Source organism: Deinococcus seoulensis (assembly GCF_014648115.1).
Lineage (GTDB): Bacteria > Deinococcota > Deinococci > Deinococcales > Deinococcaceae > Deinococcus > Deinococcus seoulensis.
In genome coordinates, this window is sequence record NZ_BMQM01000002.1 from 285,905 (window position 1) to 309,009 (window position 23,105).

The 23,105-nt window shown below is 71.5% G+C and carries 21 protein-coding genes; 4 read left to right on the forward strand and 17 right to left on the reverse strand.

The window, feature by feature from the left end; all coding sequences use genetic code 11:
* Positions 1-72 precede the first annotated feature (72 nt).
* The 8 genes from IEY70_RS03215 to IEY70_RS03250 form a co-directional block, all read right to left on the reverse strand.
* A complete protein-coding gene (locus IEY70_RS03215; RefSeq protein WP_229777582.1) occupies positions 73-1,284 on the reverse strand; it encodes a trans-sulfuration enzyme family protein in 1,212 nt (403 codons plus the stop codon).
* A 260-nt stretch (positions 1,285-1,544) separates the two neighbouring features.
* On the reverse strand, positions 1,545-1,925 hold the full coding sequence (locus IEY70_RS03220) for a hypothetical protein (RefSeq protein WP_189063528.1): 381 nt from the start codon (positions 1,923-1,925) through the stop codon (positions 1,545-1,547).
* Positions 1,926-2,170: 245 nt separating this feature from the next.
* Positions 2,171-2,959 carry a nitroreductase family protein gene (locus IEY70_RS03225; RefSeq protein ID WP_189063529.1) on the reverse strand — a complete coding sequence of 263 codons (789 nt, stop codon included), beginning with the start codon at positions 2,957-2,959 and terminating at the stop codon, positions 2,171-2,173.
* A 128-nt stretch (positions 2,960-3,087) separates the two neighbouring features.
* The gene (locus IEY70_RS03230; RefSeq protein WP_373290736.1) at positions 3,088-3,747 is read right to left on the reverse strand and encodes a PepSY-associated TM helix domain-containing protein; all 660 of its coding nucleotides are present in this window, start codon (positions 3,745-3,747) and stop codon (positions 3,088-3,090) included.
* The gene (locus tag IEY70_RS03235; protein ID WP_189063531.1) at positions 3,725-4,351 is read right to left on the reverse strand and encodes a DUF2271 domain-containing protein; all 627 of its coding nucleotides are present in this window, start codon (positions 4,349-4,351) and stop codon (positions 3,725-3,727) included. Before IEY70_RS03235 ends, IEY70_RS03230 begins: the two co-directional genes overlap by 23 nt.
* Positions 4,352-4,400: 49 nt before the next feature.
* A complete protein-coding gene (locus IEY70_RS03240; protein WP_189063532.1) occupies positions 4,401-5,411 on the reverse strand; it encodes an FAD:protein FMN transferase in 1,011 nt (336 codons plus the stop codon).
* Between the two features lie 298 nt (positions 5,412-5,709).
* Positions 5,710-6,018: a hypothetical protein gene (locus tag IEY70_RS03245; RefSeq protein ID WP_229777584.1), complete on the reverse strand. Its 309-nt coding sequence runs from the start codon at positions 6,016-6,018 to the stop codon at positions 5,710-5,712.
* A 110-nt stretch (positions 6,019-6,128) separates the two neighbouring features.
* Entirely contained in the window at positions 6,129-8,126 is a 1,998-nt protein-coding gene (locus IEY70_RS03250; protein ID WP_189063533.1) for a 1,4-alpha-glucan branching enzyme, read from the reverse strand.
* 129 nt (positions 8,127-8,255) lie between these two features.
* Between IEY70_RS03250 and IEY70_RS03255 the strand changes: the two genes are divergently transcribed.
* Complete coding sequence (locus IEY70_RS03255; protein ID WP_189063534.1) at positions 8,256-9,068, forward strand: hypothetical protein; 813 nt, start codon at positions 8,256-8,258, stop codon at positions 9,066-9,068.
* Positions 9,069-9,118: 50 nt separating this feature from the next.
* Here the strand turns inward: IEY70_RS03255 and IEY70_RS03260 are convergent, their stop codons facing one another.
* The 3 genes from IEY70_RS03260 to hisB all read right to left on the reverse strand — a co-directional run bounded on the left by IEY70_RS03260 (position 9,119) and on the right by hisB (position 11,472).
* Complete coding sequence (locus IEY70_RS03260; protein WP_189063535.1) at positions 9,119-10,159, reverse strand: branched-chain amino acid aminotransferase; 1,041 nt, start codon at positions 10,157-10,159, stop codon at positions 9,119-9,121.
* Between the two features lie 84 nt (positions 10,160-10,243).
* The gene (gene hisH, locus IEY70_RS03265; protein WP_189063536.1) at positions 10,244-10,888 is read right to left on the reverse strand and encodes an imidazole glycerol phosphate synthase subunit HisH; all 645 of its coding nucleotides are present in this window, start codon (positions 10,886-10,888) and stop codon (positions 10,244-10,246) included.
* A complete protein-coding gene (hisB, locus tag IEY70_RS03270) occupies positions 10,885-11,472 on the reverse strand; it encodes an imidazoleglycerol-phosphate dehydratase HisB (protein ID WP_189063537.1) in 588 nt (195 codons plus the stop codon). The genes hisH and hisB overlap by 4 nt, the downstream gene beginning before the upstream one ends.
* A gap of 152 nt (positions 11,473-11,624) precedes the next feature.
* On the opposite strand from hisB, the gene IEY70_RS03275 reads away from it, so the two are divergent.
* Complete coding sequence (locus IEY70_RS03275; RefSeq protein ID WP_189063538.1) at positions 11,625-12,254, forward strand: Rad52/Rad22 family DNA repair protein; 630 nt, start codon at positions 11,625-11,627, stop codon at positions 12,252-12,254.
* Positions 12,255-12,372: 118 nt separating this feature from the next.
* Here IEY70_RS03275 and IEY70_RS03280 read toward each other — a convergent pair whose 3' ends face one another.
* The 6 genes from IEY70_RS03280 to IEY70_RS03305 all read right to left on the reverse strand — a co-directional run bounded on the left by IEY70_RS03280 (position 12,373) and on the right by IEY70_RS03305 (position 20,632).
* The gene (locus IEY70_RS03280; protein ID WP_189063539.1) at positions 12,373-13,086 is read right to left on the reverse strand and encodes a class I SAM-dependent methyltransferase; all 714 of its coding nucleotides are present in this window, start codon (positions 13,084-13,086) and stop codon (positions 12,373-12,375) included.
* A 3-nt stretch (positions 13,087-13,089) separates the two neighbouring features.
* A complete protein-coding gene (hrpB, locus tag IEY70_RS03285; RefSeq protein WP_189063540.1) occupies positions 13,090-15,585 on the reverse strand; it encodes an ATP-dependent helicase HrpB in 2,496 nt (831 codons plus the stop codon).
* Between the two features lie 408 nt (positions 15,586-15,993).
* Positions 15,994-16,623 (reverse strand): HAD family hydrolase, encoded by a 630-nt coding sequence (locus IEY70_RS03290; protein WP_189063541.1) that lies wholly within the window; start codon positions 16,621-16,623, stop codon positions 15,994-15,996.
* A gap of 9 nt (positions 16,624-16,632) precedes the next feature.
* Positions 16,633-17,652: an NAD(P)/FAD-dependent oxidoreductase gene (locus IEY70_RS03295; RefSeq protein WP_373290738.1), complete on the reverse strand. Its 1,020-nt coding sequence runs from the start codon at positions 17,650-17,652 to the stop codon at positions 16,633-16,635.
* Between the two features lie 11 nt (positions 17,653-17,663).
* Positions 17,664-18,353 carry an SDR family oxidoreductase gene (locus tag IEY70_RS03300; RefSeq protein ID WP_189063543.1) on the reverse strand — a complete coding sequence of 230 codons (690 nt, stop codon included), beginning with the start codon at positions 18,351-18,353 and terminating at the stop codon, positions 17,664-17,666.
* A 335-nt stretch (positions 18,354-18,688) separates the two neighbouring features.
* Entirely contained in the window at positions 18,689-20,632 is a 1,944-nt protein-coding gene (locus IEY70_RS03305; protein WP_189063544.1) for an N-acetylmuramoyl-L-alanine amidase family protein, read from the reverse strand.
* Positions 20,633-20,677: 45 nt separating this feature from the next.
* Between IEY70_RS03305 and IEY70_RS03310 the strand changes: the two genes are divergently transcribed.
* On the forward strand, positions 20,678-21,814 hold the full coding sequence (locus tag IEY70_RS03310) for a GTP pyrophosphokinase (protein ID WP_189063545.1): 1,137 nt from the start codon (positions 20,678-20,680) through the stop codon (positions 21,812-21,814).
* Positions 21,815-22,027: 213 nt separating this feature from the next.
* A complete protein-coding gene (locus IEY70_RS03315; protein WP_189063546.1) occupies positions 22,028-22,771 on the forward strand; it encodes a glycine-rich domain-containing protein in 744 nt (247 codons plus the stop codon).
* The last annotated feature ends 334 nt before the right edge of the window (positions 22,772-23,105 follow it).

Genomic DNA, 23,105 nt, shown 5'->3' on the forward strand with positions numbered 1-23,105 from the left:
ACCCGACACGGTGAGGCAGGTGACGTTAGGGGTGTTCCGCACCCGAGGACACCCCCCTGAACCACAGATCTTTTACGCGTCCAGCGCGGCCTCGAAGTCGCCCAGCAGGTCGCCGATGTCCTCGATGCCGATACTCAGGCGCAGCAGGTTCGGCGTGATGCCCAGGCGGCGGCGTTCGGGTTCCGGCAGCGGGCGGTGCGAGGTACCCCACGGCCAGGACAGCGTGGTGATCACGTCCGCCAGCGAGGGCGCCAGCGGAATCCGCCCGGCCAGCGCCTTCACGAAACGGGGCGCGTCCTCGATGTCGGCACTCAGCATGCCGCCGAAGCCCTGCGGGAACAGGTCCATGGCGAGGTGGAACTGCGGGTGGTCACTCAGGCCCGGGTGGTATACGGCCTTCACGCGCGGGTGGTTGACCAGCACGTCCGCGACCGCCTGCGCGTTGCCGCTGTGGGCGCGCATGCGCAGGCCCAGCGTCTTGAGGCCCTGCATGGTCATCCAGGCGTCGAACGCGCTGATCGTGCCGCCCAGCCGCAGCAGGCGCGTGCGGGCCAGCGCGACCAGTTCCGGCGAGGCGCACAGCACGCCCCCGAACGCCGTGGAGTGCCCGCTGAGGTACTTGCTGACCGAGTGCGTCACCAGATCCGCGCCGTGCTCGGCCGGGCGGAACACGGCCGGACTGGCGAAGGTGTTGTCCACGCTCAGCAGCGCGCCGCGTTCATGAGCAAGGCGGGCCAGGGCGGGCACGTCCGGCACGGTCAGCAGCGGGTTCGTGAGGCTCTCCACGTGCACCACGCGGGTGTTCGGCCGGAAGGCGTCCTCGACCTCGTTCAGGTCGCAGGCGTCCACGAAGGACACCTCTATGCCCAGGCGGGGGAACTCCTCGGCCAGCAGCGCGTACGTCACGCCGTACACGCGGGCGTCCGTGATCACGTGATCCCCGGCCTTCAGGACGCCCAGCAGCGCGGCGCTGATGGCCGCCATGCCACTCCCGGCCACCAGCGCCGCCCCGGTGCCTTCCAGGGTCGCCAGGGCGCGTTCCAGGGTCGCGGCGTTCGGGGTGCCGTTGCGGTAGTAGAAGCTGGCGGGGTCCTCGCCGCTCATGGCACGGTCCAGGTCGTCCAGATCCGCAAAGGCGTACACGGTGCTCTGGTAGATGGGTTCCACCAGCGCGGCCGCGCGGTTCGGGCGGGCCTCCTCGCCCGCGCGGGCGGCCAGGGTAGTCAGGTCGTACTTCACGGGCGCAGCGGGTTCGCCGGGGGCATCGGGATTGGATTGGCTCACGTGCGCATTGTACGGAGCGGCGCGCCCACGCGGCCCGCACCGGGGCAGGCAGGTGTGCGGCCAGAGGGGAATGCACCACCCTTCGATCCGGGCGGATGCGAGTGATACGGACTCCGATTGAATGGCTTATAGAGCCGTTCAATCCGAGCGGACTCGTAGAGCTGCGAAGCAGAGCGAGTAGGAGTCGAAGCGGGTTCCGGACGTGGAGTTGGCAACCCGGCGCCCCTCCGGGTGGAGGGCGAAATAAACGGCAGTCCGTATCAGGCCAGCCGCAGGGCGTACTCCAGCAGGAAGCAGGTCGCGGCGGCGGCCAGCAGGCGCAGCAGCGGACGCATGGCTGTCCGGACCGGCGCGTGCCCCCGGCCCAGACCGGCGCTGACGGCCGCGTCAGCCCCGCCACTCTGGAAGCTGCCCCAGGCCAGCAGGCCTGCCAGGATCAGCAGCGCCACGCCCGCGCGGTCGGCTCCCAGCGCGGCCCGCGCGGGATCGGACCAGCCGGTCAGGGCCGCGCCGATCAGGCTGGCCAGCACGCCCAGCGCCGCGCCCTGCCCCGCCAGGGCCAGCAGGGCCTGCGTGCGGCTCTGCGTGGCAGGTTCAGCGGCGAGAGCGGTGTCGGCGCGGCGCAGGGGTGATTTCATCATGCTCATCGGTACGTGCCGGGCGGCGGCGGAGTTCCCGGCCCGCACGGCAAACACCCCGCGCCGGACAGTTGGCGCGGGGTGACTGCTGATCCTGGGACGGCGGTTTTACACGGACTGCCGTTTGTTCCGCCGACAATCCGGAACTTCACCGCCCCTGCCGGCTCCACGTCCGGCAGCCCGCTTCGGCTCCTGCTCGCATCCGCTCGGATTGAACGGCTTTATAAGCCATGCAATCGGAGTCCGTATTACTCGTTGCCCGACCAGAGGCCCTGTTTCTTCAGGGCGGCGACCAGGCCGGGTTCGCGGGCTTCCATGCCGCCGCCCTGCCCGAAGTACATGGTGAGCAGGCGGGCCCAGTCGCCGGGCTGATCGCCGCGCGCCGCGATGGGGTTCATGACCTGCACGGCCTCGCGGATTTCCTCGTCGCTGCCGTCGTGGTACGTGTCGGTGTGAATGACCAGCGGGCGCGGCACGCGGGGGCGGTACGGGGCGTTCTCGGCGGGCGTGCCGATGGTCAGCGCGGCGAAGGGCAGCACGCCCTGCGGGAGGCCCAGTTCGTCGATGATGGCGTCCAGGCCGTTCAGGACGCCGCCGATCCAGCAGCCCTGGTAGCCGAGCATCTCGGCGGCGGTCAGGAGGTTCGTGCCGGCCATGACGGCGTCCCCGATGCCGAAGTGAATGGCGATGGCGGGCCACTGTCCGGCCTGCTTGCCGCTGACCTGCAATACCCGTTCGACGCGGCGCACGTCGGCGCACACGACGAACGCCTCGCTGGCGGTGGCGATGTGCGCGTTGGTGGTCAGTTCGGCCATGCGGGCGCGCAGTTCCGGGCGGGTGATGCGGATCAGGGAGTACAGCTGCGCGGTCGCGTCGGTCGGGGCGCGCTGCGTGGCGTGCAGGATGGCTTCGAGGTGATCGGCGGGCAGGGGCAGCGGTGAACCGTCCGCCGTGGTCTGGTACTGGCGGACGGTGCGGTGCGCGTCGTAGAACGCGGTGACTTCGGCTGGGGTGTAGGTCTTCGTTGCAACAGTCATGCGGGCAACGATACGCGCTGCGCCGCGCGGGAACGGGAATCTGGATTACGGCCCGCCTGGGTTACGGTGCGCCTGGATCACGCTGCGCCTGAATCACGCTGCGCCGCCCGCCCCAGCCAGAGGGGACCCTACCGGCTGGCCTGCCACGCCAGCAGCACGGTCAGGGCGGCGCCGACACCCATGACGGTCAGGGCCTGCACCCGGGTCTTTTTCAGGTACAGCAGGATGCCCAGGCCGGTCAGTGAGATGACGGTCAGGAACACGGCGCTCAGGTCGATCACCCATTTCCACAGCGGGCTGGTGTCGCGGCCCTTGTGCAGGTCGTTCATGACGGCCACGGCGCCCTGCGCGAGGATGGTCGTCTCGTACCGGCCGGTCTGCGTGTCGATGAAGGTGTCGGCGCTGTAGCCGGGCGCCAGGAACGAGATGCTGGCCTCCTGGCCGTCCACGCGGGGGTCGCTGGCGCGGCCCTTGAGGCCCTGCTGCGCGCGGAGTTCCTCGGCGACGGTCAGCCAGTTGACCTCGCTGCCGCTGATCCAGCCGGCCGGGAGGGTGCCGGTCACCGTTTTCGTGGTTTCCTGCGTGCCGAACACCCAGTCCGGGTGGTTCAGGGTGATGCCGGTCAGGCTGAAGAACAGCACGACCAGCAGGCTGATCATGCTGGTGTACGTGTGTGTCCAGCGCAGCCAGACGTTCATGCGGGCTTTCAGGGTGCGGGGGCGGGGCGCGGGCCGGACCCGCGCGGCCCCGGTGTCCCCGCCCGGCTCAGGCCTTGCTGAAGGTGACACTGGAGGCCTCGATGTCGTTGTTGGTCCCCAGGGTCTTCTTGAAGGAAGCGGCGCCGACCGTGACCTTCTCGCGGACCAGCGAGTACGGGCCGTGCTCGCGGGCCGCCTCGACGCACACGTAGTAGGTGCCCTGGGTGGCCATGGCGCCCTTGTCGGTCTTGCCGTCCCAGGCGACGGCGTACGTGCCGGGGTTGCGGGTGGCCGAGGACACGGTGGAGAGCATGCCGCTGTTCTGGCGGGTCCAGCGGCGCAGTTCCTGCAACCAGCGGGGGTTCATGCGGGACTGCTGCACCCAGACGGTCAGGGTGCGCACGGTGTTCCCGGCCTCGTCCTCGATCCAGACGGCCACGTAGGGGCGTTTGACGCGGCCGGTGGCCTTGGTGGCGACCGTGAAGTTGATGTCCAGGGTCATGCCGGTCGCCCATTTCCTGGCGGTGCTGGCGGCGGCGGCCTGTGCGGGTGCGACGCGGGAGAGGGTCAGGGCGGCGGTGGCGGCGGCCAGCGTGCCCAGGAAGCTGCGGCGGCCGCTGTTGGTGGTGCGGCCGGTGGTCGTGGCAACGTCGATATCGGTCGGGTGGGCGTCGGTCTGGTCGGTGTGGGTCATGGCGGGTCTCCTTGCCAGCGCAGCATGCCGCAGCTCTGCTAAGAAACTGTTAACGACGCCCGGCGCGCGCCAGGACGGGTTTCAGCCGGGCCGGTCGTGGGCCTGCGCAGCGCCAGCCGCTGGTGGCGTGCTGCTCGCCGCCCGCCGTGATGATCAGCGCCTCGCAGCCCGGCAGGGATTCCGCCAGGGCCAGTCCCGCCTGGAACGGCAGGACGCTCAGGGTGGTGGCCAGGGCGTCGGCGCTCACGCATTCCGGCGCGATGACCGTCACGCCCGGCACGTCCCGGACCGGTTGCCCGCTGCGCGGATCGATCACGTGCGAGTACCACTGGTCGCCCACCTGATACCCCCGGTGCGAGGAGCCGCTGGTGGCCAGCGCACCCCCGCGCACCCGCACCTGCGTCAGCGGCGGGGCGTCGTCACGGGCAGTGAAGGGGTCGGCGACGGCCACGGTCAAGCCGCGACCGCCGATCACGCGCAGGTCACCTCCGGCGTTCACGAGGACGCTGCGCACGCCCGCGCAGCGGGAGGCGACGGTCGCGGCGCAGTCCACGATGTACCCCTTGGCCAGGGCGTTCAGGCCGATGGGGTACCGGGCGATCAGGGTGCCGCTGCCGTCCGGGTGCAGTTCCCACGGTTCGGCGCGCAGGGCGCTGGCCTGCCGGGCCAGGGTGGCCGGGGTGGGCGGGTGCCCGCTGAGGCTGGCCTGCTTCCAGAGTTCCCCGAAGGCGTCCGCGCCGGGGTGCAGCGCGCCGCCGCTGAGGGCGTTCCAGTGGTCGGCGAGGCGCAGGACGTTCAGCAGGTCGAGGCTCAGGGGAACGTGCGGGGCGTGCGCGGCCTGCCAGCGGGACAGTTCGCTGTTCGGGTCGAAGCGGTTGAGGATCAGGGTGAGGCGTTCGATCTCGGTCAGGGCGGCGTGTTCGGCGTCGCGGGCCTGGGCGTGCGTGGCGGCGACGATCTGAAGTTCCACTTCTGTTCCAAGGAGTCGTTCGTAGGTGCTGTGCAGTCGCTGCGGGGGGCGCAGGACGTTCAGCAGGGCGGCCGGAATCACGAACGGCATTCTGACCGAGATTGTTTTGAACCGGGTTAAAAAATGAGAACCCCCCCGTCGGCCCCCCCCGCCACGCCGGGCCTGCCGCGCCGCCGCACGCCACGCCGCCCACACCACCCCGGCCCCCGCCAGGGCCAGCAGGCCCGCCAGCACCACCCGACCGCGCCGCATCATACGGACTCCGTTTGTTTCGCTGACAACCCGGAAGGGCGCCGGGTTGCCAGCTCCACGTCCGGAACCCGTTTCTCTCCTTCTCGCATCCGCTCGGATTGAACGGTCTTTGCCGCCCATTCAATCGGAGTCCGCATCAGGTGGGCGGCTGGTTGCTGGCCGAGTAGAAGATCAGCGCGATCAGCAGGATGTCCAGCGCCCAGCTCGCGGGCCGCCGCAACCGCTCGTCCCGGCGGGACCGCAGAAACTGAATGCCCAGCCGCACCACCAGCAACCCCGCGATCAGGTACGCGCTGGGCGCCGGACCGCCACTGATCAGAGGCCACAGCAGCAGCCCCGCCAGCACCGCCAGCAGCGCGAAACTCGCGGCCGTCAACGCGTCCGGCGCGGGCCGCTGCGGTCCCGGACCACCGGAACCGGAGGAGGGAGAAGGAGAATCCGTCACCGCCGCATTAAAGCAGACCCGCCACAGGCGCAGGTCGCCCCGGCATCCGTTCTCTCCGGGGCGACCTGCGCTCAGGGGGCAGGATTCAGCTGTTCAGTCGGCTCAGCTGTTCAGGGGGCGAGGCCCGGATCCGTCGCGCCAGCATCCTGACCGGCTGCCTTCCCGGTGGTCTGTACCGGCACTGCATCTGCCTGCGCCGCCTGTGCCTGCGCTGCCCGTGCCTGCGCCGCGTCGTCGGCGGTCGCGGAGGACAGCACCAGCACACTGTTCGGCGGCAGATTCAGCCGCAGGTGGTGCGGCTGCCCGTTCCAGCCTTCGGCGTGGGCGGTCAGGTCCGGTTGCTGCGTGCCGAACCCGCCGTACCGGCCGTCGTCGGTGGACAGCAGCACGCGGTACTCGCCGCCCACCGGCACACCCACCGGGTACAGGTCGCGGTACACGGGCGTCAGGTTCGCCACGATCAGACTCCAGGCGCCGCCCACCGGGTCGCGCCGCAGGAAGGCGTACACGCTGTTCTCCACGTCGTCCGCGCTGATCCACTGCAGGCCCTCGTCGCGGGTGTCGGCCACGTGCCAGTCCGGGCGGCCCCGGTACAGGCCGTTCAGGTCCCGCACCAGTTCCAGCACGCCCCGGTGGTCCGGCTGGTCGGCCAGGTGCAGCGGCAGCGCCTGATCGTGGTTCCACTCGGTGGGCTGCGCGAACTCCTGCCCCATGAACAGCAGTTTCTTGCCGGGCGTGGCCCACATCAGCGCCAGGAACGCGCGGTACCCGGCGCGCTGCGCGTACCAGTCGCCGGGCATCTTCATGACCATGCTCTTCTTCAGGTGCACGACCTCGTCGTGACTGATCGCCAGGACGTAGTTCTCGCTGGTGCGGTACGCGTTGAAGAACGTCAGCGCGTGGTGATGGTACCGGCGCCACAACGGGTCCTCCTCGAAGTACCGGAGGTTGTCGTTCATCCAGCCCATCGCCCACTTGTAATCGAAGCCCAGGCCGTGCGGGCTGGGGGTGGTCACGCCGGGGAACGACGTGCTCTCCTCGGCCACGATCATGCAGCCCGGCGCCATGTGATGCACGACCTCGTTCAGGCGCTTGAGGAACGCGATGGCTTCCAGATTCTCACGGCCACCGTGCACGTTCGGAATCCACTCGGTGCGCGAGAAATCCAGGTACAGCATGCTCGCCACGGCGTCCACACGCAGGCCGTCCACGTGGAAGTCCTGCAACCACTTGAGGGCCGACCCGATCAGGAACATCACGACCTCGTTCCGGCCGTAATCGAAGATGTACGTGTTCCAGTCGTAGTGGTACCCCTTGCGCGGGTCGGCGTACTCGAACAGCGGCGTGCCGTCGAACCGGCCCAGGCCCGCCGGGTCCGTCGGGAAGTGCCCCGGCACCCAGTCCAGAATCACGCCGACCCCCAGCGAATGCAGGTGATTCACGAGGTACTTGAAGTCCTCCGGGCTGCCCATGCGGCTCGTGGGCGCGTAGTACCCGGTCACCTGATACCCCCACGACCCGTCGAACGGGTGCTCCATGACGCCCAGCAACTCCACGTGCGTGTACCCCATGAACGTCACGTACTCGCCCAGCCGGTGCGCCAGATCACGGTAATTCAGGAACCAGCCGTCCTCCCGCCGCGCCCAGGACGGCAGGTGCACCTCGTACACGCTGACCGCATGATCCAGGCCCGCGCTGCGCTCCGCCATCCACGCGCCGTCCGTCCAGTCGAACGGCTGATCCCACACGATGCTGGCCGTCGCCGGACGCACCTCGAAGAACGACCCGTACGGGTCCATCTTGTCCTCGGTGCGGCCGTCCGGGCCGGTAATGCGGAACTTGTACCGCTGCCCATGCCGGGCCGACGGCACGAACACCCCCCAGAACCCGAAGTCCAGGCGCTGCATGGGGTTATCGAACCCGTTGAAGCCGTTGAAATCGCCCACCACGCTCACGTGATGCGCGTTCGGAGCCCACACGCCAAAACGCACGCCCGTCACGCCGTCCTCGGTCACGACGTGCGCGCCCAGCAGGTGATCGGGCCGCACCAGATCCGCCGTGACGAGCTTCTGAAGATGACCATGATCCAGCGGAAGCGCTTCACTCATGCCCCCGAGTGTAGCCGCGCCCCACGCCACACACGCCGCCCATGCGGCGAACATGAAGGAACGGTCAGAGCGTGACCGGGGCGGCATGTGCGCCGTGAGAGGCGAAACCTGCCGCGTATGCTGCCCGCTGTGACACGCCTGCCAGCCACCCCACCCGACGCGGCCCTCCCGGCCCTGGCCGACCTGCTGGGATGCGGCGCCGACGACCTGCGCCCCCTGCTGCCCCAGCTCACAGCCGCGTGGCTGGCGGCCGATGACGCAGGCGTGATCGCGCTGCGCCGCACCCCCCGCGCGGACCTGGAAGTGCTGGGCGGCGCCCGGCCCGGCCCGCGGCAGGCAGAGGTCGCGGCGGCCCTGCTGCGCGCCGCCTCGGCATCCGGCACACCCCTGAGTGCCTACGCGGACGACAGCCTGCTGCCCGGCAGCACCCTGCGGACGCTCGGCTGGCAACACGCGGGGCAGTACACGGAGTGGCACGGACCCCTGCCCACCCCGGAAATGTCAGTCCCGGCGGGGCTGCGAGTCCTGCCGCTGGCCGCCGTGTCCGCTCTGACCGTCCGGCGGGAGGCGCAGGGCACCTACGCCGACCGCCTGGGCCACACGCTGGTCAGCGACACCGACATCGTTCCGGACGCCCACGGAGCCGACGACCGCGTGGGGTACATCGCGCTGGACGGGGCCGGTCGGGGTGTCGGCATCTGCCGCGCGTGGCTGGACGGCGACACCCTGACGGTCGGCAGTCCCGGCGTCCACCCTGACCTGCGACACACCGCGCTACGGCACGCGCTGCTGCGCGCCACCTGCGACGCCGCGCACCTGCAAGGAGTGCAGCGACTGGTCATGCAGGCCTGGGGCGATACGCCCGCAGAAACGCAGGCGGACACAGATCTGGGCCTGCAAGCCGTGACCGTCACCCCCATCTACCTCTCCCGGCCAGCATGAGGCGGGGAGCGGCCCGCGCACTGCGAACCCGCCCCCCGCCTCCGGTGCCGTTACACCTTGACGATCCAGCCTTCCGGGGCCTCGCGGTCGCCGTACTGGATGCCGACGAGTTCGTCGTACAGGCGGCGGGTGACGGGGCCGACCTCGGTTTCGCTGTGGAACACGTGGAAGGTGTCCTCGTGCTGGATACCGCCGATGGGCGTGATGACGGCGGCGGTGCCGCACGCGCCGGCCTCGGCGTACTCGTCGAGGCGGTCGATGAACACGTCGCCCTCGACGACGTTCAGGCCCAGGCGGTGTTCGGCGAGCCAGAGGAGGCTGTACTTGGTGATGCTGGGCAGGATGCTGGGGGATTTGGGCGTGATGAACGTCTGGCCGTCACGGGTGATGGCGAAGAAGTTCGCGGCGCCGACTTCCTCGATCTTGGTGTGCGTGGCGGGGTCGAGGTAGATGGCGTCCGCGAAGTGGCGGTCCTTGGCCTGCGCGCCGGGCAGGAGGCTGGCGGCGTAGTTCCCGCCGACCTTGGCGGCGCCGGTGCCGTGCGGCGCGGCGCGGTCCATGCCGGACGTGATGAAGTTGTGGGGGGTCAGGCCGCCCTTGAAGTACGCGCCGACGGGAATGGCGAACACCCCGAAGATGAATTCCGGGGCGGTGCGCACGCCGATGTTGTCGCCCACGCCGATCACGTAGGGGCGCAGGTACAGCGCGCCGCCCGTGCCGTAGGGGGGAATCCAGTGTTCGTTGGCTTTCACGACCTGACGGCAGGCGTCGATGAACTGTTCGGTGCTGACTTCGGGCATCAGGATACGGCGGCAGCTGGCCTGCATGCGCGCGGCGTTCTGGTCGGGGCGGAAGAGGTTGATGCTGCCGTCGGCGGCGCGGTACGCCTTGAGGCCCTCGAAGCACTGCTGGCCGTAGTGCAGTGCGGTGCTGCCCTCGCTGATGTGCAGGACGTTGTCGAGGGTCAGGGTTCCGTGGTCCCACGCGCCGTCACGCCAGTGCGAGAGGTAGCGTTCGTCGGTGCGGATGTAACTGAATCCCAGTGTGTTCCAGTCGAGGTCCACGGGCGGGCGGGGGGTGTGGGTGGTCATGCCGTTCATTGTGGCTCAGGCACGGGCGGCGGGTCTATTGCCCGTTGCGGATAGCGGGACGGCGCCCACGGGGTCTACCGGCCGTCAACCCTCCAGCACGTTGCGGCGGAAGCGTTCGAGGATGGCCAGTCCGACCTCGCCGCTCTTTTCCGGGTGGAACTGCGTGGCGTGCAGGTTGCCGTGGCTGAGCGCCGCCCAGAACGGCACGCCGTACTCGGTGAGTGCCCCGGCGTCCACCTCGACGGTCAGGGGCACGTAGTACGAGTGCACGAAGTACGCGTAGGCGGGGCAGGCGAGGTCCGCCAGCAGGGGGCTGTCGCCGACCTTGTCGAGGCTGTTCCAGCCCATCTGCGGCACCTTGCGCTGCGTGTCCTGAGGGAAGCGCAGGACGGTGCCGGGAATCAGGCCGAGGCCCGCCACGCCCGGCGCTTCCTCGCTGCCTTCGAGGAGCATCTGCATGCCCACGCAGATGCCCAGGATGGGCGTGCCAGCGGCGGCGGCGTCCAGAACGGGCTGGCGGAAGCCGCTGCTGTCGAAGGCGTCCATGACCTGCCGGAAGTGCCCCTGGCCGGGCACGACCAGCGCGCGGGCGCCGGGCACGTCGGCGGGGTCGCTGCTGACGCGCACGGTCATGCCTGCGCGTTCCAGGGCCTTGGCGGCGCTGCGGACGTTCCCGGCGCCGTAGTCGAGCAGCAGGACTTCCGGGCGTTCGGAGGCGGGGGCGGTCACAGGCTGCCCTTGGTGCTGGGCATGGTCTGCGAGGTGACCTGCACGGCGTCGCGCAGGGCGCGGGCGACGGCCTTCACGATGGCCTCGATGACGTGGTGAGCCTCGCGGCCCGCGAGGAGCCGGACGTGCATGGTGATGCCCGCGTGGTTGCACAGGCCGCGCAGGAATTCGCGCAGGTGGTAGTGGGTCATGCCGCCCGCGTCGCCCCAGACGTTCAGGGTCTCGGGTTCGAAGGCGAGGTGTGCGCGGCCCGACAGGTCGAGTACGACGTGCGCCAGCGTTTCGTCCATGGGCACGAAGGCACTGCCGTAGCGTTCGATGCCCCGGCGGTCGCCGAGCGCCTGCGAGAGCGCCTGCCCGAGGGTGATGCCGGTGTCCTCGATCAGGTGGTGCGGTTCGATGTGCAGGTCGCCGGTGGCGCGCACCGTCAGGCCGATGCGGGCGTGGCGGGCCAGCGCGTCGAGCATGTGGTCCAGGAAGCCGTGCCCGGTGTGCGGGTGCTCGTAGGTGGTGGTGTCCAGGTCCAGCGTGACGCTGATGTCGGTTTCGCTGGTGGTTCGGGTGACGGTGGCCGCGCGACTCATGGCACGCATGGTAGAGGGCGCGGCGGGCCAGGAGTGTGGGGTTGTCGATGGAAGGGGCGCGGGGAGGGGCGGTGCTGGGGAGCAGATGCGGGCTTCCAGACACCCGGTCATTCTGTCTTGACCGTAATTGCATTCTGTTATAGACTAAATCCATGAAACTGAGCGATGTCCAGAAACGACTCCAGTCCCCGTTTCCCGCTCACATGGTGGCGTGGAAAGCCGTCGCCATCAGCAAGGATCGCAGCCGCGCACTACTCCTGGCCCACATCGACGCCCGCGCCGTTCAGGACCGCCTGGACGCCATCTGCCCAGACCACTGGGAATTCAGCGTGGAAGTCATCCCCGGCACACCCATCCCCACCGTCAAGGGCCGCCTGACCGTCCTGGGCGTCAGCCGCGAGGACATCGGACAGGCCCCGGACGGCGACCTGAGCACCCTGAAAGCCGCCGCCAGCGACGCCCTGAAACGCTGCGCCGTGCACTTCGGCATCGGCCGCTACCTGTACGACCTGCCCCGCACCTGGGGCGACTGGGACGACACCAAACGCCAGCCCACCCACACCCCGGAACTGCCCGACTGGGCGCGCCCCGACCACGAACGCACGCCCGGCGGCGCGCACCTGATGCAGGCCATGGACCAGCTGCGCTACGAACTGCCCGAGGACCTCGACCTGCAACGCGAGGTGTACCGCCACCTGAAAGCCGCGCTGGGCAGCCTGCACCCCGACCAGCAGCCCCCGCTGGGGCAACCGAAGAACGGCCACACCGGACGGGCCGCGTGACCAGCGGCGACCGGCGCCGCCCGGACGCCCGGCAACTGCTCGGCGCGACCCTGACCCTGCTGCTGCTGATGCTGCTGAGCGGCACCCTCGCCCGCCTGCTGTAGACACTCTTCAGCCTTCAGCCCCGGCCCGCCTCTCCCAGCGGGCTTTCTTCTGCCCGGCTCTCCCCTGCCCGCCTCTCTCCTGCACGGCTCTCCCCTGCCGGGCGCAGGTCGAACAGCGTGTGCCCGGTGCGCACGCCCAGCGGGCGGGTCGTCCAGTGCTCCTGCGCGTGCAGCTGCAATCCGGCGGCGCGGAACAGGGCGTGCCAGTCGGCCTGCGAGCGGTGCGCGTGCGGGTGCCCGGCCTCCAGGTTCAGCAGGGCGTCCAGCCACTGTCCGGCGCGGCCCGGCCTGCACCCACCCGCCTCCAGGTCCTCGATGACGATCACGCGGCCCGAGACGCGCGCCGCCTCGCGCAGCACGGCCAGCGGGTCCGGGCAGTGGTGCAGCACGAACGCCAGCAGCGTCACGCCGAACTGACCGTCCGGGAACGGCAGGCGGCCCTGGAACAGCACGCGGGTCAGGCCGCCGCGCCGCGCCAGCGTGCGGGCGCACGGGTGCGCGATCAGGCGTTGCCCCCACGCGCCGGGATGCGGCGGCACGTCCGCCAGGGTGACGGTCCAGCCCCGCCGGGCCAGCAGCGCCCCGGTGTGCCCGGTCCCGGCCCCCAGGTCCAGCAGGGTGCTGCCAGCGGGGACATACGGCCGCAGTCTGCGCGCGACCCCCCGGGCGCGGGGCCAGCCGACCGGGCCGTACAGCGCGGCGATCAGGGCGTCCAGACGGGACGGCACGGCCTACACGCCCCGTTTCTTGGTGCCTTTCATGGGGGCGTGCGTCCAGGGATCGTCGGGCCAGGGGTGTCTGGGGTAACGGCCGCGCAGGTCCTTGCGCACCTCGAAGTACGAGGAGTTCCAGAAGGAACGCAGGTCCTGCGTGACCTGCACGGGCCGCCCGGCAGGCGAGAGCAGGTGCAGCAGCACGGGCGTGCGGCCCCCGTTCACGCTGGGCGTGTCGGCCAGCCCGAACAGTTCCTGCAACTTCACGGCCAGGATCGGCGCCTCGCCGGGACGGTACGTCAGGCGCACGCGGCTGCCGGTGGGCACCGTCAGGTGCGTGGGTGCCAGTTCGTCCAGTCGGGCCGGGAGCGGCCAGGGCAGCAGCGCCTGCACGGCCGGCAGGAGGTTCAGGCGGCCCAGGTCCTCCCGCGAACGGGCCGCGCCCAGGTGCGGTCCCAGCCAGTCCTCCAGGGTGTCCAGCAGCGCGGCGTCACTGAGGTCCGGCCAGTCGGTCTCGTCGGGCCGCCACGCCCGGACGGACCCTACGCGGTCCCGCAGTGCCTGCGCCTCGGCGCTGAAGGTCAGCAGGTGCAACCCCCCCTCGCGGATCGCCCCGGCCAGTGCGTCCAGCCGCGCCTGTGCGGGCAGGTCACGCAGGGGCCGGGTTTCGAGGACCAGCGCCCCGAAGCGCCGCTCGCGCTGCGCGACCAGCGTGCCCGTGCGGGCGTCCCAGCGCACCTCGTCCACCCACGCGGCCCCCGCCTCCAGCGCGGCCAGGTCGAGCGGCGCCGCGAGAAAGATGCGCCCCTCGGCCTGCGCGGCACTCAGGGGGGCGGCGTCCAGGTGCGCCACCGCCAGCGCCTGCACGCCCGCCAGACCGTCCCCCTCGGGCAGCGCGGCCCCCTGCCCGCCTGCCAGCAGGAACCGCCCCCGGCGCAGACCGCTGGTCTCCTCGCGGGCGAGCGCGGCGCGTTCCGGGTACGCCCGCACGATCAACGCGCCCACCGCGAACCCGTCCGGGGCCGAGTCGTCCGGCCGGACCTTCAGGAGGGTGCGCCACTGCCGGGACAGCCGCTCGACCCGCTCCAGCACAGCTACGTCACCGGGCGTGCGCCCACTGCGCCGCCACGCACGCAGGGCCGCCACGCGGTCCGTCAGGTCCGCACCGGACCCCGGCGGGAGCGGGTCGCGTTCCTCCAGCAGGGCCGCCACGTCCGCCGCGAGCGCCGCGTCGCCCGGCGCGGTCAGCAGGTGCGCCAGACGCGGGTGCGTGGGGAAGTCCAGCAGCCGCGCGCCCTCCGGCGTCACGCGGCCCGCCGCGTCCAGCGCGCCCAGGTCCCGCAGCACGCCCCGCGCCGTCTCGATGCGCCGCGCCGGGGGCACGTCCAGCCAGTGCAGGTCCGCCGGGTCCGGCACGCCCCACTGCGCGAGTTCCAGCGTCAACGGCGCCAGGTCCGCCTCCATGACCTCCGGCGGGCGCGCGGCAGGCAGCAGCGGCTGCGTCCGCTCACTCCACAACCGGAACGCCACGCCCGGCGCGGTGCGACCCGCGCGGCCCGCCCGCTGCGCCGCCGCGTCCCGCGTGACCCGACCCGTCACCATCCGCGACAGCCCACTGGCCGGATCGAACTGCTGGGTGCGGCTCAGGCCACCGTCCACGACCACCCGCACCCCGTCGATGGTCAGCGACGTCTCGGCGATGCTGGTCGCCAGCACCACCTTGCGCCGCCCACCCGGATCGGGCCGCAGCGCCCGCGCCTGCTCACGCACCGGCAGGTCCCCGTACAGCGGCAGCACGGCCGCGTCCACGTCCGACAGCGCCGCCGCCGCCGCGCGGATCTCCCGCACGCCCGGCAGGAACGCCAGCACGTCCCCCGGCTCCGCCTCCAGCGCCACCCGCACCTGCCGCGCCACCAGATCCTCCACCCGGCCCACCGGGTCCACCGGCAGGTACCGAACCTCCACCGGGAACGCCCGCCCCGCACTCTCGATCAGCGGCGCCCCCAGCCGCCCCGGCAAACCCGGGTCCAGCGTGGCACTCATCACCAGCACCCGCAGGTCATCCCGCAGCGCCCCCTGCACCTCCCGCAGGAGCGCCAGCGCCAGATCCGCGTTCAGGCTCCGCTCGTGAAACTCATCCAGAATCACCAGCCCCACCCCCGCCAGCTCCGGATCACGCTGAAGGCGCCGCGTCAGGATGCCCTCCGTCACCACCTCCAACCGCGTCGCCGCCGACACCCGCGAATCGAACCGCACCCGGTACCCGACCGTCCCACCGACCTCCTCCCCAAGCCCCTCCGCCAGCCGCGCCGCCACCGCCCGCGCCGCCACCCGCCGAGGCTGCAGCATCACGATCCCACGCCCCGCCAACCACGGCTCCCCCAGCAACTCCAGCGGCAACCCCGTACTCTTCCCCGCCCCCGGAGGCGCCTGCACCACAACCAACGAATGCGCCGCCAGCGCCCCACGCACCGCAGGCACCACCTCCGCAATCGGCAACACGAAAGAACTCACACCCCCGATGGTACGCGCCGCAGGGGTACGGAGCGTGGGAAGGGAGCGTGGGAGGGGCGGCTGCTTCGCAGCGGAACACAGCTGCTTCGCAGAACCCCTCAGTCAGCTTCGCTGACAGCTCCCCTTAGAGGGGAGCCTTGAAAGGCGACCGTCGTCGCCACGAGGCCCGTCGTGCGCGCAGCGCGCGGGGCGCATGGCGCGGGTGCGAAGGATGGCGTGTGAGGCGTGGCCGTAAACGCCCAATCCCCACCACGAACGCCCGCGAAATACCTGCCCAGTGCCAACGTAGGCTCCCCCGCTGCCAGGTTCCAGGCGCGGGTGTAGATCTGGCGTCAACGCGCAGGCCGCCCTGCGCGGCGAAGACGTGGCCCCCCTGGGGTAGGGGGCTGGGGGGTGGGGAAAGCCCACCTACAACTCCAGCACATCCCGCAGATCACGAAGAACTGCGTCCGGAACCTCGCCCTGAAGCGGGTGCGTGGTGGGGAGCCACGCGGCGCGCAGCCCCACCGCCTGCGGCCCGGCGATGTCGTTGCGGGGCGAGTCGCCCACGAACCATGTGTGCTGGGCGCTGACGCCGAGGCGATTCAGCGCGAGCTGGTAGATGGCGGGGTCGGGTTTGCTGAGGCCGACGGCTTTGCTGATGACGAGGTCGTCGGTGAGGGAGGTGAGGCCGCAGCGGTCAGCGCAGGTGCGCTGGAGGTCTTCCCAGCCGTTGGTAACGACACCCACCCGCACGCCCCGCGCGCGGAGTTCGCGCAGGACGGCGTGCGCGTGGGGCATGGGGACGGCGTGCCGGACGTGGTGGGCGTAGGTGTCGAGGAGGGTCTGGGGGTCGTGTGGGAGGCCGAGTTCCTGCACGAGCCTGGGGATGACCTGGGCTTTGGGACGGTAGCCGTGATCTTCGAGTTCGAGGAAGCGGGGGGCGTAGGTAGCGGGGAGGCTGAACTGCCGGGTGTGTTCGGCCAGCCACGCGCGGAGGGTGGCAGCGCGGTCGTGGAGGGTGCCGTCGAGGTCGAAGAGGATGGCCCGCGTACTCATGCGGGGATGCTACTCATCGTCAGGTTCGGGGGGGCGGGTCACTTCTGCCCTGTCACCGGGGGTCTTGTGGAACGCGGCGCCCAGGGAATGCACGGCCGCGTGGATGAGGCGGGTGTTGATGACCTGCGCGGCGTGCATTCCGGCGGCGGCGGCCTGCACCACGTACTGCGGGGCGCCCGTCATGTCGCCAACGGCGAACACGCCGGGGACGCTGGTTTCCTGCTGGTCGTCGACCTGCACGCGGCCCCGGTCGCTGAGCTGGCAGCCGAGCGAGGCGGGCAGGTGGCTGCCCTGCTGCTGTTCGGGCGCGAGGAACACGGCGTCCACGCTGAGGGGCGGCGCGCCCCGGAACGTGACGCACACCGGCTGGTCTTCGAGTGGGCCGCCGCGCAGGTGCCGGACGGGTTCCGTGCGGATGCGGACGCCGACGCGGCGCAGGTCGCGGGTCTGTTCGGGCGTGAGGGCCGGGTCGCCGTCGCACAGGAGGGTCACGCGGTCCGACCACGCCCGGACCGTCAGGGCGAGGTGGTGGGCGCTCTGGCCGCAGCCGTACACGGCGAGGGCGCGGCCCTCATGTTCCCAGCCGTCGCAGTACGGGCAGTGGAACACGCCCTGCCCCCAGCGTTCCCGCAGGCCCGGCACGGGCGGCAGGACGTCCCGCACGCCGGTGGCGAACAGCAGCACGCGCGTGCGGTGCCAGTCCTGACCGACCCGCACGGCGAACGCCCCGTCCGGCTCACGGCGAACCTCGCGCGCACCGTCGGAGCAGACGGTCACGTCGTACGGCGCGAGGTCCGCCAGCGCCTGCGCTTTCAGGTCCGCCGGGTGCATTCCGTCGCGCGTGAGCAGTCCGTGCCCGGCCGACACGCTCGCGTTGCGGGGCGGCCCGCCGTCCAGCAGCAGCACCCGCCGCCGCGAACGGCCCAGCGTCAGCGCGGCACTCAGGCCCGAGGGACCAGCCCCGACGATCACCACGTCCAGCAGGTCCGCCTGCACCCGACCCGCCCGTGGGGGCGGCAACTCCGCCACCGAATCCGCCATCAACGCGGGCCGGGGCGCACGCTCACGTCCGGCAGCGTCGCGTCACGCGGGGCGTTCAGCACGAACTCGATGGTGGCCGCCACCGAATCCGGATCGATAAACGCCTCCGGCGTGTACGCCGCGCCCTCCTGGGAGCGCACCTTCGCCTGCATGGGCGTCGCCGTGCGGCCCGGGTACACGCTCGACACGCGCACCCCGGCGCTCGCCTCCTCCTCCCGCAGCGCGTCCGCCAGCGCCTTCAGGCCGAACTTGCTGGCCGCGTAACTGCCCCACCCCGCGTTCGCGCGCAGGCCCGCGCCGCTGTTCACGAACACCACCGACCCCCGCTCGGCACGCACGCGCGGCAGCAGCACCCGCGTCAACTCCGCCGGGGCGACCACATTCACCGCCAGCGTGTGCGACCACACCGCATGCCCCTGCTCCGCCACCGCACCCAGCTCCACCACACCCGCGTTATGCACCACGTTCGACACACGCCCCACCCCCGCCAGCGCCCCCTCGAACGACTCCGGGCGGGTCAGGTCCAGCACCAACGCCGAACCCCCCACCTCCGCACACAGGGCCTCCAACGCCCCCACATTCCGCCCCGACAGGATCAGGTCATGCCCCGCAGCCAACCGCCGCGCCAACGCCGCCCCAATCCCACCCGCAGCTCCCGTCACCAACGTCACCGGCCGAACGACACTCATAACCAGATGGTACGGGAGGCTGCTCCGCAGCGGAACACAGCTGCTACGCAGGACCCAGCTGCTTCGCAGGCGACCCCTCAGTCAGCTTCGCTGACAGCTCCCCTCAAGGGGAGCCTTGAATGCGACCGTCATGGCAACCAGGCCCGTCGTGCGCGCAGCGCGCGGGGCGAACGCAACAGGTGCGAAGGATGGCGTGTGAGGCGTGGCCGAACCCGCCCGACACCCACAACGAACGCCCGCGAAATACCTGCCCAGTGCAACGCTGCTCCCCCTGCCCCCCTGGGGTAGGGGGCTGGGGGGTGGGGAAGCCCGCGGCAGGCGCCCACCTACAACGCCTACCGCCCAAGCCCCCGGTAGTACGCCACGACCCCCGCCGCGATGGCCTGAGCGAGCCGTTCCTGCCCGGCCGGGCTGCTCAGCAGGCGCAGGTTGCCGGGGTCGGTCAGGTACCCGGTTTCGATCAGGACGCTGGGCTGGCTGGTGGGTCGGGTGAGGGCGAGGTCCGCGCCGGGTTTCAGGCCGGTGCCGGGGCCGAGGTCGGGGAGGCCGGTGCGCAGGGCGGTGAGGAGGGCGGCGGCGAGGGGTTGGGCCTGGGGGTGGGTGTAGTAGATCTCGGGGCCGCGGATGCCGCGTGGGTCGCGGCCGTCGGGGAGGGCGTTGGCGTGGACGCTGATGAGGAGGTCGCTGCCCGTGTCGTGGGCGAGCTGGCCGCGTTCGTACAGGCCGACGGTGGTGTCGGTGGTGCGGGTGAGGTGGATGGTGGCGCCCTGGGCACGGAGGAGTTCGGCGGCGCGGAGGGTGATGGGCAGCACGAGGTTCTTTTCTGGGGTGCCGAGGCTGCCGGCGCCGCCGCCCTGGGTGCCGCCGTGGCCGGGGTCGAGGGTGATGGTGCGGCCCTGGAGGGGCCGGGTGGGGTCGGTGGTGGGGGGCGTGCGGACATTCAGGCGCAGGTGGGGGCCGTCGTGGTCGGCGGTGAAGCCCCAGACGGGGGCGTTCAGGGTGAGGGTGAGGCGGGTGGTACCGGGGGTGGTGTTCAGGTCGGTGCGGGCCAGCAGGGGGTGTGGGGCGGGCGGGGTGAGGGGTGTGATGGGCGGGCCGAACAGGGTGAGGACGAGGGTGCGCGGGTCGGTCTGTTCGAGGGTGAAGGGGGGCCGGGCGGGGCCGGTGGGGATCAGGAGGGTCAGGTCGCTGCTGGCGCTGGCGGGGGTGGGTGCCGGGGGGGCCGGTACGGGTGCCGCTGCCAGTGTGGGCGGCGCGGCGGGGTCGCTGGTGACGGGCAGGGCGGGCACGCCGGGCACGGCTGCCGGGGTGGGGACGGGTTCCAGGGCAGGTGGGCTGGTCAGAGCGGAAAGGGGTTCGTCCAGTTGGACGGTCCCGCCGGTCCAGGGGAGGGGGGCGGTGCCGGGGGCGCCCAGGTCGAGTTGCGTGGCGGTGATCAGGGCGCTCTGGCCGCCGCTCAGGCGGACGCGCAGGTCGCCTTCCTGCCGGCCGACGACGGTGAAGGTCATGCTGGTGCGGGGGTACAGCAGGGACTGGCCGGTCAGGGTGGTCAGGACGGTGCTGCTGGCGTTCAGGGCGGGGCCGGGGACCTGTCCGGGGCGCTGGGTGCCGGTGCGGGCGGCGCCGCTCTGCACGGTGACGCGGCCGGGTGCGGTGGCGGTGACGGTGCGGCCGTCCGGGCCGGTCAGGGTGACGGTCAGCGGGGTGCTGGCCTGCGGGGTGGCGGGAACGGTCAGGTCGGCGCGGTACGTGCCGGGCGGCCCCTCGCGCAGCGGCGTGGGCGCGGCGCTGCCCAGGCGGGCGGTGGCGCGCGCTCCGGCGCTGCCCTGCACGCTGACGGTCACGCGGCGTTCGGCGGGCGTGTCGCCGGACGCGTCCCAGAATTCGACCGGCCGGGCGGGCGTGACGCTGCCGGGCAGGATGCGGGTGGGCCGGGCGGGCAGGATGGGCGCGGCGGCGCGGGTGACGCGCAGGGTGCGGCTGCCGGTCACGCGCCCTGCCTGCCGGGCGGTCAGGGTGAGGGTGTTCACGCCGGGCTTCAGCGGCCACCACTCCATGAACAGGCCGTCCGGGCCGGTGGGTACGGCGCGGCCGGACACGTTGAGGGTCGAGCCGGGCGGCACGCGGCCTTCGAGGATCACGTGATCGAACGGCACGCGGTGGTCGTCCGGGGGGTAGGCGACGAACACGCCGGTCGGGGCGGGCGGGGCGGCCCGGCCGGTCGGCGTCCCGGCGCTCAGGAGGACGATCAGGGCCAGCAGGGGCGGGGCGGGGCGCATCTTCAGGGTGTAGCACGGCCCGGCGGGGGTATGCTGGGGGTATTCATGAACGACGGGCTGGTCAGTGAGTACAAGTCGAACCTGCCGCAGTTCGAGGCGTTGCGGGACGCGGCGGTGGCGCACACGCTGGCGATGCTGGAACGCGCGGGGCTGGGCATTCATCACGTGACGGGCCGCGTGAAGAAACCCCTGAGTCTGGAGGACAAGTTGCGCCGCAAGCCGGGCCGGTACCGGTCGCTGCCGGACGTGACGGACCTCGTGGCGGTGCGCGTGATCACGTACTTCGAGTCGGACGTGGGGGCCGTGTCGCGCCTGATCGAGGCGAACCACACGGTGGACTGGGAGCATTCCATCGACAAGAGCAAGATGCACGACCCGGACCGGTTCGGGTACATGGGCGTGCATTACGTGGTGCGGCTCACGCCGGACACGCCGGGGCTGGCGGCGTTCGCGGGCATGGGGTTCGAGGTGCAGATCCGCTCGATCCTGCAACACGCCTGGGCCGAGATCGAGCATGACCTGGGGTACAAGAACCGGGACGCGATTCCGCGTGAGGTGCAGCGCCGCTTCTACCGGCTGGCGGGCCTGCTGGAAATGGCGGACGAGGAATTCATGGCCCTGCACCGTCTGTCCCGCGATTACGCCGCGACGCTGCCCGAGCGGGTGCAGACCGAACCGGAGGGCGTGTTCATCGACGCGCAGAGCATGAAGCACCTGCTGAACATCCCGCCCGTCCGGCCGCTGGACGAGGACGTGGCCGGGGCGTTGCAGGTGCGGCTCCTGGTGGGCTGGCCGGACCCGGACCGGCCGCAGCGGCTGGCGCGGCTGCTGCATTACGTGGGCGTGAACTCGGTCGGGGCGCTCCAGAAGGAACTGGGGCGTTCGCGGGAGGACGTGCGGCGGTTCGCGCGGCAGCTGATGCCGCTGCTGCGTGAGGCGTGGACCCCGGCGGGCGGCGTGCGGCCCGGCACCAGCGTGGTGCATTACGCGCTGCTGCGCGCCTGCGCGAATCCCAGCCTGGACCCGCACGAGATCGTGGCGATGCTGGACATGCGCGGCGTGCTGGGCAGTCAGGAACTCGTGCAGGCCGTGCAGGAGGCGTACCGGGCGTTCCTGAACGAGGCGGCCCCCGACGCCCGCACCCTCCCGGAGCTGCCACCGACTGAACAGACGCCCCCCTGAACGTGAAGGGTCCGGGGGCAGCCCGGCCAGGGAGGGCCTGACGGTCCGTTGACAGGAGCGGATCACGCTGCGATCAGCAGGAACCCGCGCGGGCGGCCCCGCCTCCGCGCCCTCCAGGCCGCCCTTCCTCCGGGGTCCTGCCAGGAGCCGGGTATGACACGAACAGCCGGGATGTCGCCCCCTAACGGTCAGGGGACCGTCAACTCCGTCCCCATGATCCACGCCCCGCACAGCCCGCTGGCCGGGTACGCGTTCCCGCCCGCCATGCTGCGCCGCGCCGCGCAGGAACACGGCTGGGGGCCAGCCTTCACGGAATGCGTCGCGCAGGAGTACCGCCGGTTCCTGATCCTGGCCGCCACGGCCGGGCATCCGGTCACGCCGTCACGGGCGGTGGACGCCCTGTGGCACGAGCACCTGACCTTCACCCGTGATTACTGGGAGCGCCTGACGCCGCTGCTGCCCGCGCCGCTGCACCACGAACCCGCCACCGGCGAGGCGGGCGACACGGACTTCGCCGCGCAGTACCGCCGCACGCTGGACAGCTACGCCCGCGTGTTCGGCGAGGTGGCCCCGGTCGACGTGTGGCCCGACCCGGCAGTCAGGGCGGCCCCAGCCGCGCACACATTCACGCACACGGCCAGCACGGCTGGGGGGGTGAGGTTGTCGGCGCTGCTGCTGGCGGCCCTGGCGGGCGGCGTGGCGTTCCTGACGTTCCTGTCCACGCGCTTCGGGGTGCTGGCCGCGCTGGGCGTATTCGTGCTGGCACTGATTCTCCTGACGACCGCACAGGCGACCCCGGCGGGCACCAGCTCCAGGCAGAACCGCAGCGGCAGTGACGGTGGCGGCATGGACATCGGCGGTCTGGACGGCGGGAGTTCGGACGGCAGCGGTTCAGATGGCGGCAGCAGTTGCGGAAGCAGTTGCGGAAGCAGTTGCGGTGGCGGGTGCAGCAGCTGAAACGGACTCCAGTTGCGTGGCTGACGGAACGGCCGGGTCACCCGTTGAGCGGGTGCCATCCGGTCGCCTCTGCGCTGGGTGTGCGCCATCCAGGGTAGGCCAGACGGCGAATACTCTTTCCGTTCAGCGGGTTTTACGCTGCGGTATGCGCTTTGAACTTCCAGGATGGCAACCGGGACCTTCCGACCGTGATCTGGAACGCCTGTCCCGTCATCAGCTGGTCGTCACGACCGGGAGGCCGGACGAGCAGGCGACCGCGTCACGCCTGGGCCCTGACCGCCTGACAGATTTTATGAGATGAAGTGAAAACTGACGTGCCAGCCGTTCTTGAGTG

Coding starts and splice junctions, on each gene's coding strand:
- IEY70_RS03220 (WP_189063528.1), bottom strand. CDS start 1,925: ATGATGAAATCACCCCTGCGCCGCGCCGACACCGCTCTCGCCGCTGAA.
- IEY70_RS03225 (WP_189063529.1), bottom strand. CDS start 2,959: ATGACTGTTGCAACGAAGACCTACACCCCAGCCGAAGTCACCGCGTTC.
- IEY70_RS03235 (WP_189063531.1), bottom strand. CDS start 4,351: ATGACCCACACCGACCAGACCGACGCCCACCCGACCGATATCGACGTT.
- IEY70_RS03240 (WP_189063532.1), bottom strand. CDS start 5,411: ATGCCGTTCGTGATTCCGGCCGCCCTGCTGAACGTCCTGCGCCCCCCG.
- IEY70_RS03250 (WP_189063533.1), bottom strand. CDS start 8,126: ATGAGTGAAGCGCTTCCGCTGGATCATGGTCATCTTCAGAAGCTCGTC.
- IEY70_RS03260 (WP_189063535.1), bottom strand. CDS start 10,159: ATGACCACCCACACCCCCCGCCCGCCCGTGGACCTCGACTGGAACACA.
- hisB (WP_189063537.1), bottom strand. CDS start 11,472: ATGAGTCGCGCGGCCACCGTCACCCGAACCACCAGCGAAACCGACATC.
- IEY70_RS03275 (WP_189063538.1), top strand. CDS start 11,625: ATGAAACTGAGCGATGTCCAGAAACGACTCCAGTCCCCGTTTCCCGCT.
- IEY70_RS03290 (WP_189063541.1), bottom strand. CDS start 16,623: ATGAGTACGCGGGCCATCCTCTTCGACCTCGACGGCACCCTCCACGAC.
- IEY70_RS03300 (WP_189063543.1), bottom strand. CDS start 18,353: ATGAGTGTCGTTCGGCCGGTGACGTTGGTGACGGGAGCTGCGGGTGGG.
- IEY70_RS03305 (WP_189063544.1), bottom strand. CDS start 20,632: ATGCGCCCCGCCCCGCCCCTGCTGGCCCTGATCGTCCTCCTGAGCGCC.
- IEY70_RS03310 (WP_189063545.1), top strand. CDS start 20,678: ATGAACGACGGGCTGGTCAGTGAGTACAAGTCGAACCTGCCGCAGTTC.
- IEY70_RS03315 (WP_189063546.1), top strand. CDS start 22,028: ATGATCCACGCCCCGCACAGCCCGCTGGCCGGGTACGCGTTCCCGCCC.